This is a genomic window from Mycobacterium sp. NGS69 (genome assembly GCF_059812165.1).
The window spans coordinates 14,334-25,479 of record NZ_JCALCD010000010.1 but is presented as its reverse complement, the minus strand read 5'-3'; the positions used below and the strand labels follow the sequence as shown (position 1 = coordinate 25,479).

The 11,146-nt window shown below is 69.0% G+C and carries 11 protein-coding genes; 3 read left to right on the top strand and 8 right to left on the bottom strand.

The genetic code is table 11. From position 1 onward, the window contains the following. Window positions 1-33: 33 nt before the first annotated feature. Window positions 34-1,398: an HNH endonuclease signature motif containing protein gene (locus AC5Y2S_RS24975; protein ID WP_499959049.1), complete on the top strand. Its 1,365-nt coding sequence runs from the start codon at window positions 34-36 to the stop codon at window positions 1,396-1,398. Here AC5Y2S_RS24975 and AC5Y2S_RS24970 read toward each other — a convergent pair. Genes AC5Y2S_RS24970 through AC5Y2S_RS24950 form a run of 5 tightly spaced genes read right to left on the bottom strand, consistent with a single transcriptional unit; the run spans window position 1,347 to window position 6,620 of the window. Then, window positions 1,347-2,507 carry a M24 family metallopeptidase gene (locus AC5Y2S_RS24970; RefSeq protein ID WP_499959047.1) on the bottom strand — a complete coding sequence of 387 codons (1,161 nt, stop codon included), beginning with the start codon at window positions 2,505-2,507 and terminating at the stop codon, window positions 1,347-1,349. The two genes, AC5Y2S_RS24975 and AC5Y2S_RS24970, sit on opposite strands and share 52 nt — an antisense overlap. Then, the gene (locus AC5Y2S_RS24965; protein ID WP_499959045.1) at window positions 2,497-3,753 is read right to left on the bottom strand and encodes a M24 family metallopeptidase; all 1,257 of its coding nucleotides are present in this window, start codon (window positions 3,751-3,753) and stop codon (window positions 2,497-2,499) included. Before AC5Y2S_RS24965 ends, AC5Y2S_RS24970 begins: the two co-directional genes overlap by 11 nt. 13 nt (window positions 3,754-3,766) lie before the next feature. Further along, a complete protein-coding gene (locus tag AC5Y2S_RS24960; protein WP_499959043.1) occupies window positions 3,767-4,714 on the bottom strand; it encodes an SDR family oxidoreductase in 948 nt (315 codons plus the stop codon). Next, complete coding sequence (locus AC5Y2S_RS24955; protein WP_499959042.1) at window positions 4,708-5,931, bottom strand: cytochrome P450; 1,224 nt, start codon at window positions 5,929-5,931, stop codon at window positions 4,708-4,710. The genes AC5Y2S_RS24960 and AC5Y2S_RS24955 overlap by 7 nt, the downstream gene beginning before the upstream one ends. Then, entirely contained in the window at window positions 5,928-6,620 is a 693-nt protein-coding gene (locus AC5Y2S_RS24950; RefSeq protein ID WP_499959041.1) for a TetR/AcrR family transcriptional regulator, read from the bottom strand. Before AC5Y2S_RS24950 ends, AC5Y2S_RS24955 begins: the two co-directional genes overlap by 4 nt. A gap of 116 nt (window positions 6,621-6,736) precedes the next feature. Between AC5Y2S_RS24950 and AC5Y2S_RS24945 the strand changes: the two genes are divergently transcribed. Beyond that, window positions 6,737-7,213 carry a nitroreductase family deazaflavin-dependent oxidoreductase gene (locus tag AC5Y2S_RS24945; RefSeq protein WP_499959040.1) on the top strand — a complete coding sequence of 159 codons (477 nt, stop codon included), beginning with the start codon at window positions 6,737-6,739 and terminating at the stop codon, window positions 7,211-7,213. A gap of 7 nt (window positions 7,214-7,220) precedes the next feature. Here AC5Y2S_RS24945 and AC5Y2S_RS24940 read toward each other — a convergent pair whose 3' ends face one another. From AC5Y2S_RS24940 to AC5Y2S_RS24930, 3 genes are read right to left on the bottom strand one after another with little or no spacing between them, the layout of a single operon-like run. After that, window positions 7,221-7,763 carry a hypothetical protein gene (locus AC5Y2S_RS24940; protein WP_499959039.1) on the bottom strand — a complete coding sequence of 181 codons (543 nt, stop codon included), beginning with the start codon at window positions 7,761-7,763 and terminating at the stop codon, window positions 7,221-7,223. Further along, window positions 7,763-8,911 carry a serine hydrolase domain-containing protein gene (locus tag AC5Y2S_RS24935; protein WP_499959038.1) on the bottom strand — a complete coding sequence of 383 codons (1,149 nt, stop codon included), beginning with the start codon at window positions 8,909-8,911 and terminating at the stop codon, window positions 7,763-7,765. The genes AC5Y2S_RS24940 and AC5Y2S_RS24935 overlap by 1 nt, the downstream gene beginning before the upstream one ends. 43 nt (window positions 8,912-8,954) lie before the next feature. Further along, the gene (locus tag AC5Y2S_RS24930; RefSeq protein ID WP_499959036.1) at window positions 8,955-9,896 is read right to left on the bottom strand and encodes a LysR family transcriptional regulator; all 942 of its coding nucleotides are present in this window, start codon (window positions 9,894-9,896) and stop codon (window positions 8,955-8,957) included. A 122-nt stretch (window positions 9,897-10,018) separates the two neighbouring features. On the opposite strand from AC5Y2S_RS24930, the gene AC5Y2S_RS24925 reads away from it, so the two are divergent. Next, entirely contained in the window at window positions 10,019-11,137 is a 1,119-nt protein-coding gene (locus AC5Y2S_RS24925) for a sulfite oxidase (protein ID WP_499959034.1), read from the top strand. Window positions 11,138-11,146 lie beyond the last annotated feature (9 nt).

Here is an 11,146-nt window from a genome sequence, read left to right as displayed (position 1 = left end):
TTTGTTGTCGGTGTGCGTTCGTACGATTCGGGTATGGGTTCGGGCAGTCGTGAGGAGATCGTCGAGGTGTTCGGCGATCTCAAGGGGGTCCTAAAACGGCTGGGGGATTTGTCCTTTGACATGTTGACTACCCCGGAAAGACTTTCGGCCCTCGAACATCTGGAATCCTTCGCGCGCGGGCTGCGCACCCCGCAGCACACGCTGATCAATCAGGTCGGGGCGCAGGCCAGCGCCGAAGAGCTGGGCGGCACGCTGCGTGGCGCGCTGGCCGATCGGCTGCGCATCACCAAGGCCGAGGCGGCCCGGCGCATCGACGAAGCCGAGGATTTAGGTGAACGCCGCGCGCTCACGGGTGAGTCGTTGCCGCCGCTTATGCCCGCGACCGCGAGCGCCCAACGCGAGGGGTTGATCGGCGAGGGGCATGTGCGGGTGATCCGCAGCTTCTTCGCCCACCTGCCCACCGACGTGGACGGCTGCACCCGGGAGGCTGCCGAGGCCGACCTGGCCGGCAAGGCGAGCCAGTATCGGCCAGATGAGTTAGCCAAATACGCCAAGCGGATCATGGACTGGCTGCATCCCGACGGGGAATTCAACGACGCCGAGCGGGCCCGCAAGCGCGGGATCGTGCTCGGCAAGCAGGAATTCGATGGCATGTCGCGCATCAGCGGGCTGGTCACTCCCGAATTGCGGGCGGCCATCGAGGCCATGTTGGCCAAGCTGGCCGCCCCCGGGGCCTGCAACCCCGACGACGACATACCCGTGGTCGAGGAGAGTCCGGACGAGGAGGCGGTGCGCCGCGACACCCGGTCCCAGGCTCAGCGCAACCACGACGCCGTGCTGGCCGCAATGCGTGCCCTGTTCGCCTCGGGAAAGCTGGGCACCCACAACGGGTTACCGGTGTCGATCGTGGCGATGACGACGCTCAAGGAGCTGGAGGCCGCCACCGGCAAGGCGCTGACCGGCGGCGGCACCCTGGTGCCGATGTCGGATGTGATCCGCTGGGCCGGCCACGCCCACCACTATCTGGCGATCTTCGATGGGGCCAAGCCCCTGGCGCTCTACCACACCAAGCGCCTGGCCTCACCGGCACAGCGAATCATGCTCTACGCCAAGGATCGCGGCTGCACCAAACCCGGCTGCGACGCCCCGGCCTATCACAGCCAGGTCCACCACGTCACCGGCTGGAAAACCACCCGCCGCACCGACATCGACGACCTCACCCTGGCCTGCGGCCCCGACAACCGCCTCGCCGAACAAGGCTGGACCACCCGCACCAACGCCCGAGGCGAAACCGAATGGCTACCCCCGCCCCACCTGGACCGCGGCCAACCCCGCACCAACAGCTTTCACCACCCCGAACGATTCCTGCGCGACACCGACGACGACGAACCGGTTTGACAGCAAGGGCTGCTGGTCAGCACCTCCGCGCCGCCGTCGGTGATGTGGACGGTGTCGCGGCGGAGCACCGCGCCGACGCCCTCTTGCCACACGTAGCCGGTGATCGCCAGCACCATCCCGGCGTCGAGGCGGTCGTCTTCGCCTGCGCTCAACAGTGTTTCGGAGACGACGGGCGGATCTAAACCCAATCCCAAACCGTGCGCGACGGGCATGGGCGGTACCGGCTCACCGGCGGCATGGTAGGCCGTGAGCAGCCCGGCCGCGGGCGCGCCGGGGCGACAGGCCGCGATCATCTTGTCGAACAACGCATCCGACCGTTCGAACAGCTTCCGTGTCGAGCCGTTGGCCTCCTCACCCGCCGGCCAGGTTCGGCCGACTTCGCCGACGTACCCGTCCGCCAGCGCACCCGCGGCGAAGGCGACGAGGTCGCCGGGCCGTACCTCGCTGTGGCCGCGTCGCCACGGCTGTTCGCGCGAAGTCACCCACGCGACGTCCTGGGTGGCCGGCGTGCTGACGCCGCCGGCGGCCATGGCCTCCAGCGCGGCCCCGGCGAGCGTCCGCTCCGACACCCCGGGCCGCAATTCCCCGACGGCGGCGGCGAGTCCGTGTTCCGCCACGCGCAGGGCCGGACCCATCGCCGCGATCTCATCGGGCGTCTTGATGCGGCGCGCCGTCCGCATGGCCGGTTCGCCGTCGACGAGCTCGGCGTTGGGGAAGGCCTCTGGCAGCAACGCCGCGAAAGTCGGTGTGATGGCGTCGGTTCCGACCCGTTGCGCTGTCTCGGCCCCGTCAATCTTCTTCAACACGTCGATCAGGGTCATCGGGTTCCAGGCCAACCCGTAGAGGTGATCGTGGCCGATCTCCTCGGGGACTCCCTCGTCATCGGTGCTGTTGAGGTAGATGTCACCGGTGGCGCGGACCACGACGCACATCGGACCGAACGGACGTGTGCCGGCGATCCAGAGCTGGGGGGCACCGGTCACGTAACGAATGTTGGATTGTCGCCCCAGCACCAGGATGTCGAGATCGTGTGCGGCCATCTGGGCCAGCGCCCGTTCCCGACGTCCCGTCCGCAACCCCACGGGGTCGGGCGAAATTTCAGTCGTCATAGAGGGAGCCATAGGGGGAGTAGGGGTAGTCGGTGATCGGCGTGTAGCCGTCTTCGGTGATCACCACGATCTCCTCACTGCGATAGCCGCCCGTGCCGTCTTCCCACACCACCGGCTCGAGCACCAGCACCATGCCGGGCGCAAAGACGAAGTTGTCGTCGAACTCCTCGCCGAGATCGGTTCCGATCATGGGTGCCTCGGCCGGATAGGTGCCGATGCCGTGACCGAGGTAGAAGTGCGGCAGCCACGGCTTGCGACCTCCGTTGGCGGCGATCGCCGCCCGCGCCAGATCGCCCGACGTGACGCCCGCCTTGGTCACCTGGAGCACGGCATCAAGGATGGCCTTCCACTGGCGAAACTGGTCCTGCTGCCGCGGCGAGGGCGGGTCGCCGACCACCCACGTCCGCCCGAAGTCCGAGCAGTATCCGGCGTAGCTGATGCTGATGTCGGTCCACAGCACGTCACCGGCGGCCAGCTCGCGAGCCGAGGGGAGCAGGGGCAACGCGAGGTCGCCGTGGGTCGTCCAGACACCGGCCTCCCGCGAGCTGGGCATCACCTGCCAGATGGCCTCGAGCATGTTGGTGGTGGCGCCCAGCTCGAACGCGCGCCGAACCAGCTTGGCCGACAGATCGATCTGGCGCACGCCCGGCGCCAACCCCGCTTGCACGTCGACGACCGCCTGTTCGGTGATGCGGCAGGCCCGGCGAAGGCAGGACAGCTCGTCGCGCGTCTTGACCAACTGCGCGGCGCCGAGCACGATCGCGGCATCCGACGGCGGCCCGGCGGGAAAGAGCGTGGCCGCCGATCGCCGCATCGCGCCGGTGAGCTCGTCGACGGCGACGGCCGCGCCCCGCGGGATCAGGTCGGCCAGCGTCCGGGCGAAATCCCGCACACCGCTGTCGAATTCCAGATAAACGGGACCGTGCAGATGGTCGTCGGGTACCGGCGGATCCCGTGGTTCCAGCGAAGCCCCGGCGCGAAACGGCATGAACAGATGCGGGTGTTCGTCGTCGGCCAGCACGACGGCCACCGGACGCTCCACGTGCGACAGGCCCGCGTCGATCAAGGGCCAGCTGGCGCCCGTCGCGTACCCCACATAGCCGTTCATCAGCAGGATGAGCGCATCGACGCCGTGGTCGGCCATGGCGGCGCGCAGCCGCGCGCCGGTCTCGGCGCGCATCCGTGCGAAGTCTGGCTCGTCGGGAATGTCGATTACCGCGCCGCGGGCGCTGAGTACGTTGGTCATCTCACCACCTGTATCACCCGGGGTACGTGACGCCGGTGAGTCGTTCGGACATCTGCCACAGTCGCCCCATGTCGGCCCCGCTACGAGCCAAGCCGGGGACTCCGGCCAGGGTGACACCGCCCCCGGCGGTTTCGTAAAGGCCGCGCGGCCCGTAATAGGTGCCGCCGCGGGCGTCCGGCGACGCCGCCGCGTACAGAGTCGGCTTGATGCCTTCGTCGACGTCGAGCCACATGAACGGCAGTAGCCGCCACGTGAGCCGGGTCAGGCGGGCCTGCAGGGTCCGCCTGTCGCGGCCGTAGGACACCCCGCTGAGCAGGTTGGTCTTGCTCAGCCCGGGATGGGCCGCGTTGGACATCAAGCGCCAGCCGCCGAGGCGGCTGCGCCGTTCCAGTTCCATCGCGAACATCAGTTGCGCCAGCTTGGCCATCCCGTAGGAGCGCATGGGTCGGTAACCATGTTGGGCGTTGGGATCGCTGAAGTCGAGGCTTCGCTGGGTTGCGGCGATGCTGCTGACGGTCACCACCCGCGCGGATTTCGCCGCGCGTAGCAACGGCAGCACGTGTCCGGTCAGCGCGAAATGGCCCAGATGGTTTGTGCCGAACTGTAATTCGAATCCATCGCGCGTCTCCTGGCGCTGCGGCGGCGTCATGACGCCCGCGTTGTTGATCAGGATGTCGATCGGCCGGCCCTCCGCGACCAGCTCATCGCCCAGCGCCGCCACGCTGCGCAGCGATGACAGGTCCAGATGCCGGATGGTCAGCTTGGCCCGTGGCGCCTTCCGGCGGATCTCGGCGATCGCGGCTTCGCCCTTGGTCCGGCAGCGAACCGCCACCACCACGTCGGCGCCCGCGGCCGCCAGCCTCGTCGCCAGGCCGAGCCCGAGCCCGCTGTTGGCGCCGGTGACGACGGCGCATCTGCCGGACAGATCGGGCACGTCAAGGCGCAGGTCCGGCTTCACCATGTCACGGGGAGCTCGTACACGCCGTAGGCCAATGTGTCGTGTTTGAAGGGAAGCTCCTCGAGGGGCACGGCCAACCGCAGCGTCGGGACCCGGCGCAGCAGGGTGGGCAGGACGATCTGCAATTCCATCCGGGCCAGTTGCTGGCCCACGCATTGGTGGCGGCCGTAGCCGAAGCCGACGTGCGCGCCGTCCTCGCGCAGCAGGTCCAGCCGGTCCGGGTTGGGGAATTGGCGGGCATCCCAGTTGGCCGGCGCGACATCGAGGATGATGCCCTCGCCGGCCCGGATGGTCTCGCCGCCGACCTCGATGTCCTCCACGGCGATGCGCCGCTGACCCGTCTGGATGATGCTCAGGTACCGCATCAATTCCTCGACCGCGTTGGCGATCACCTTCGGGTCGTCGGCGTCGCGCAGCAGCGCCCTCTGGTCGGGATGCTCCAGCAACGCCGCGACGCTCAGGCTGATCATGTTCGCGGTGGTCTCGTGACCGGCGATCAGCACGCCGAGGGCCAGTTGCGTCGCCTCTCGCACGCTGAGCTCCTCGCCATTGACCCGTTCGGCGAGGTCGGACACCAAATCCTCTGAGGGGCTTTGCATTTTGGCGCGGATCAGGTTCGCCAGGTATTTCGCTAACGAGGCGGCCCCTTTGGCCGTGTCCTCCTCGGTCGCGTAGCGGCCCGTGCCCCGTTGGGCTTGTTCCTGGAAGAAGTCCGCGTCGTCGTAGGGGACGCCCAACATCTCGCTGATGACCAGCGACGGCACGGGCAGCGCCAGGGTGCTGACGATGTCACCGGGGTTGGGACCGGCCAGCAGCGCGTCGATGTGCTCGTCGGCGATCTTCTGCACCGCCGGGCGCAGCGCTTCGACCCGCTTGAAGGTGAAGGGTTTTGACAACATCCGGCGAAACCGGGTGTGTTCTTCGGCGTCCGAGGTGAAGACGGAACGCGGCCGGGTGTGGACCGTCGCCAGCATGCCCGCGTTCCAGTGCGGGTAGCCCGGCAGCCGGTCGTCGACGCTGGTGCGCGAGTCCGTGAACAACGCGCGGATCGCCTCGTAGCCATGGATCAGCCAGGGGGTGCTGCCGTCCCAGATCCGCACCCTGCTCAGTTGCCTGGTGTCGTTGAGCGCCAGGGCCTCCGGCGGCGGCGCGAACGGGCAGCCCGGTGCGCGCGTCATCGGAAACTCCGGGACGCCGGTTGCGGTGGTGATGTCGGTCATCCTGCTCCTCGGTTGCCATCCGCCGCGTTCACGTGCACCGGCGCGCGCCACAGGCCGACGATGGCGTCGATCAGGCCCTCCCCGGCGACCGGCCAGCTCGAACGCGACCGCGGACCGTGCTCGGCCAGCGCGCCCTCATGCTCGGCGCAGGTATGCATCAGCAGATTGCGGACCATCGCGATCCGTTCGTTGCGCACCCGCTTGGGCAGGTCGGGAAGGCAGCGGGTGATGCCGTCGATCGTCCGCACCAGCAGCGGCGACGTCAGAGCATCCTTGGTCACGACATGGCGATAGGTGGGATCGGCCATCGCCTGGGCGGCGAACCGGGCATACCAGCTGGGCGTCCCCAGCGCGGCCAGGTGATCGGTGAGTGGGCGCACCAGCGTGCCCACCCAATCGCGGAGCTCGGTCGAATCGCCGATGTCGGCCAGCATCTGCGCGCGCAGCTCTTCGATCGGCTCCCGGTGCTTGCTTTCGATGGCCCGGAGCAGGTCGGTCCTGGTTCCGAAGTGGTAGCACGCCGCGGCGTTGTTGCCCTGCCCCGCCGCCTCGCTGATCTGCCGGTTGGACACGGCATACATGCCACGCTCGGCGAACAGCACCTCCGCGGCCGACAAGATCGCCTCGCGGGTGCCGGTCGACCTCCCGGAGCGGGCCATCCTCTGAGCGGTCATCGACCCAGTGAACACCGCGCACAACGTTAAATCAAGCCATTTATTTAACTCCCACCGCGGGAGCAGTCGCGGACCGAAATCGGGGGCGGTCCGGACGAATTGACCCGCCCGCGCCGGACTAGAGTACGCGTGTGAATCCGCTGCAGCGGGTGGCGCGAAACCCGACCGCATACACGTGGCTGATCCTGCGGGGGCGACCGGTCGCCGAAGGGATCGAAGCCCTGCTCCGGTTCGCAACCAACGGACGCCTCGGGGTCTTGGACGTGACCGGCGTACCCAACATCCAGGTGACCACCTCGGGGCGCAAGACGGGCCTCGCCCGGACGGCCACCGTGCAGTGCGTCCCCGACGGGGATTCGCTGCTCGTGGTCGGGTCCAATTGGGGCCTCGCCCGTCACCCGTCGTGGTCGGCGAATCTCAGAGCGACGCAACGGGTCACCGTTCGCAGGCGCGGGCACCGCTTCGTCGCGAAGGTGCAATTGCTCAGCGGCGAGGAGCGCGACGAAGCGTGGGCGCGGGTGGTCGCGCACTGGCCGAATTATCAGATCGCCCAGGACCGCGCCGGCGGACGCCAGTTCCGGCTCTTTCGTCTGACGCCGACCGACTGACCGGCGCTCAGCCGGCCAGTCCGGTCTTGATCGCCGCGTCTTGTTTCTGGCCGACGTCGGTGACGACGTCCGGAGCCACGAGCGCGTCGGGCGGGCCGTCGAATTCGAGCTCGGCGAACGCCTTTCCCTCGGTGAACATCAGTACGGTGACGCTCTTGGAGCCGTCGGGCGAGGGTCCCGAGATCGTGGTCCCGCCGGTTCCGATCGAGATCGGGTCGGGCACGCCGTGGACATAGCCATCGGTCGACGCCTTCGCCGATTCCAGGGCGCGGACCGCGGCCGCGGGATCCGGCAGGATCTGAAGGCTGTCGTAGATGACATAGGAATCCAGGGGCGTGCGGCCCTGGTTGCGAAAGGTGGTCGTGGCGCCCGGCCGACCGTTCGGGTTGTTGACGGGCGGCGACGCCGTGAAACTCTCCGGCGCACTGATGTCGCCGGCCCGGATCAACAACCCGGTGTAGTCGGGCGGGTCGGCGAGCGCGATCGGCGGGGTCCCGGTCAGCGTCGCGGCGATCAGCGCCGGGGCGCCCCAGCGGGCGCCGCGCGCCATCACGCCGGACCGAGCACGTCGAAGATCAACTTCCCGTACATCGCCATGCGGTCCGAACCGAGAATGCCCGGCCCCATTTTGTTCATGACGTAGGCGACGGTGGCCTTCCGGTCGGGCCACATCAACACCATCGAGCCGCCCCACCCGCCCCAGAAGCAGATCTTCTCGTCGGGAACGTAGGGGAGCGCGTCCTTTTGGGGAAGCCCGTATCCGAGGCCCCAGCGCAGCGGCGCGGGCAGCACGAGGTCCACGCCACTGGCCTGTTCCTCGAAGATCTTCTCGACGGTCTCGGGCTTTAGCAGCCGAACCCCACGAGCCTTGCCGCCCAACGAAATCACCGACAGGATCGTGGCCAGCGACCGTGCGTTCCCGTGGCCGTTCAGAGCGCCCATGTCGGCGTCGCGCCAGGCCGGCGTGTTGGCGGCATCGGCGTTGGGCGGCGGGCCGCTGAAGGTTCTGCGCATCGGGCTGTCCTCGGGGAGCGCCGCGAGCGGCAGCGCCAGGGGAGGCGGCGGCACGATCTCGGCGATGCGGTCGTAATCGGCACGCACCGCGCCGATTTGGAAGTCGGCGTCCAGTGGGCCGGCGATTTCGTCGCGGACGAACTCCTTCAGCGTTTGGCCCGTGACGCGGCGAATCAGCTCACCGATGAGATGGCCCTGGTTGTGGGCGTGATATCCCGACGCGGTTCCGGGCTCCCACCACGGCGCCTGCGCCGCCAGCGCCGCCGTGGCCTTGTCCCAGTCGTACATGTCCTCGGTGTCGAACGGCGGGTCCCAGCCGGACACACCGGATGTGTGCGACAGGATGTGGCGAATCTCGATGTCCTGCTTGCCGTTTGCGGCGAATTCCGGCCAGTAGGCGGCCAGCGGTGCGGTCGGCTCGATCAGGCCGCGGTCGATGAGCATCAGGGCGGCCAGGCTGGTGACGGTCTTCGTGGAGCTCCACACGTTGACGATGGTGTCCTCGGCCCAGGCGGTCGTCCGTGCCGCGTCGGTGAAGCCGCCCCAGATATCGACGACGGTTTCGCCGCCGATGTCGATGGCGATGCACGCGCCGACCTCTTCGCCGGAGGAGATGTTGTCGGCCAGCGCGGCCCGGACCTCGTCGAAGCGGTCGTCGCAGTGCCCGTTAATGACGCTCGTCACCACGAACGGAACATATGCGACGGTGCAGCCGGGGGCAAGGGTGCTACCCAGCGCCCTGGCTGGTGATGTGCGACAGCAGGTCCCGCGCGACCCCGGCGGGCGGTGTGCGTCCGCCCACCCAGATGGCGCGCAGTTGGCGTCGGAGGTCCAACTCCGGGACGTCCACCGTGCGCAGCCGTCCGATCGCCAGGTCGTCGGCGACGGCCAGCCGGCTCATCACGGCGGGCCCGGCGCCGGCCGCAACGGCGGCGCGCACCGCGGCAGCGGAGGACAGCTCGAGGACCGGCTCCGCCTGTCGTGTCGAGTCGCCCAGCGCGTGGCGCAGCGCGGCGGTGAGCGAATCGCGTGTCCCCGATCCGGGTTCGCGGGTCACCAGCGGTGTCCGGCTCAGTTCCGAAGCGGTGATCGGTCGCTGGCGCTGCGCCCACTTGTGATTCGGGGGAACGATCAGCACGAGGTCGTCGTGCCCAACCACTCGGCTGCGCAATCCCTTTGGGGCGTGCGGGGTCTCGATGAATCCGAGGTCGGCCTTCCCGTCGCTGACGGCGGTGATCGCCTGGTCGCTGTTGGTGGCGGTCATGATGACTTCGGGCGTCGCCGCGCCCAGCCGGCCCGCCGCAACCTGTAGCGATACCAGCCAGCGCGGCATGAGCTGTTCGGCGATCGTCAGGCTGGCCGCCACTTTGACGCGCTTGCGCCTCTCGGATCGCAGTGACGCCAACCCTGCGTCGACGTATTGGGCGACGTCGAGCAGCCGATCCGCCCATTCGGCAACGACGACTCCGGCCGGCGTCAGCCGCGAACCGCGCGGGGTGCGCACGACGAGCGCGATGCCGGTCTGCGCTTCGATCGATGCCAGCCGCGCCGAAATGGCCTGCTGTGTCAGCCCGAATTCCCGGCCCGCGGCGGCCAGGCTGCCGGTCCGGGCGATCGCCGTAAAGATCTCGAATGCGGACAGGTCGGGCATGTGAGTGCTGAGCGGCATGACCATCCTCCGGCGGGCACAAGGCGGCTTTGTGGCATCTGGGCCTGCCACAAGTAAAGCTTGTGACCCCACAAAATTCACCCCCCTGGCCGCGGGTGTTCGGCTGGGGAACCATTGGTTACATGACAACGAGCGCCATGGCCCCGGCCACTGCATCGTGGGGCAAGCGCGACGACATGGTCGTGCGGGGGCGCCTGCCGTACAACGCTGAACCGCCGCCGGCGGTCCTGGCCGACAGCGACATCACCCCGATCGACGCGTTCTACGCCCGCAACCACGGCCGGTTCCCCGATATCCCGCCGCAGCAGTGGCGGCTGGCGGTCAACGGGCTGGTGGACAGGCCACTCGCGTTGACGTATGAGCAGCTCACCACCGAATTCGACCACCACGACGTGGTGGCAACCCTGGCCTGCGCCGGCAACCGGCGCGCCGAGATGCTGCGGGTGCGGCCCATACCGGGCAAGGATCCATGGGCGCACGGTGCGATCTCGACGGCCGAATGGCGCGGTGTCCGGCTGGCGGACGTCCTCGCGGCCGCCGGGACGCGCCAGGACGATGGGCTGCACGTCGCCTTCCAAGCCCCGGACGTCGCGCGGGAAGCCCGGCCCGTCCAGGCCTACGGCGGCTCGATCCCCCTGGGTAAGGCGATGTCGCCGGAAGTGCTGCTGGCGTTGCAGATGAATGGCGAACCGCTGCCGCGCGCCCATGGCGGCCCGGTCCGGGTGGTGGTGCCCGGGTATATCGGGGCGCGCAGCGTCAAATGGGTCACGGCCGTCACGGTGCAACGCCGTGCGTCGGACAACTACTTCCAGGCGCATGACTACCGCATCCTGCCCCCGGACGCCGACCCCGACGCCGCCGCCGGCGGCGAGGGCATCGCGTTGTCGTCGTTGGCGCTGAACTGCGACATCCTCGATCCCACCGACGGCGACCGGGTGGCCCGGGGCCCGTTGACCATCCGCGGCTACGGAATCGCGGGCGGCGGCCGCAGCGTCGAACGCGTCGACGTGTCCCTCGACGACGGACTCACCTGGCGCCGGGCCGACCTGCACCGCGCGCCCAGCAAGTGGTCCTGGCGGCCGTGGTCGCTGGCCGTCGACGCCGAGCCCGGGCCATTGCGCATCACCGCCCGCGCCTGGGACGACACCGGTACCGCCCAGCCGGAGTCGGCGGCGTCGCTGTGGAACCCGCGCGGATACGCCAACAACGCGTGGGCGCGGGTGGCCCTGAGGGTGGTGTGAGGCTCGCCG